Source organism: Oleiphilus sp. HI0117 (assembly GCF_001635235.1).
This window is the reverse complement of sequence record NZ_LWGA01000421.1, coordinates 1-301: the sequence shown is the minus strand read 5'-3', so window position 1 is coordinate 301 and position 301 is coordinate 1. Positions and strand designations below refer to the sequence as shown.

Annotated in this window: 1 pseudogene; it reads right to left on the bottom strand. The window is 46.2% G+C overall.

Going from position 1 to position 301, the window contains the following annotated elements:
* Positions 1–301: pseudogene (locus A3757_RS28045) on the bottom strand (exopolyphosphatase); the annotation flags it as partial.

Below are 301 nucleotides of genomic sequence, written 5' to 3'. Positions count from 1 at the left end.
GGGTGAAATCCGTTTCAGCTTGATTACGTTCTGCTGTCAGCGCAACCGCCAGTCTGAATATTGTGCACAGGCGCTTCAGTGTTTGCGTTTCCTGTTTACTCATTCCAATAAAAGGCTCATCACTAAATTTCCGTCTGTGAGTACGTACTATCACAGAAAGGTGCAGCTGAGTTAATCTCGAGAAACCTGGTAGGTCAGAGTGATAAACGAGATAAGCACCATGCCGGTGGTATTGTGCATGAGCAATAGAGTGCCCAACCTCAAAAACCCGGCTTGCCCAACGTAGTAGATTTTCACATTG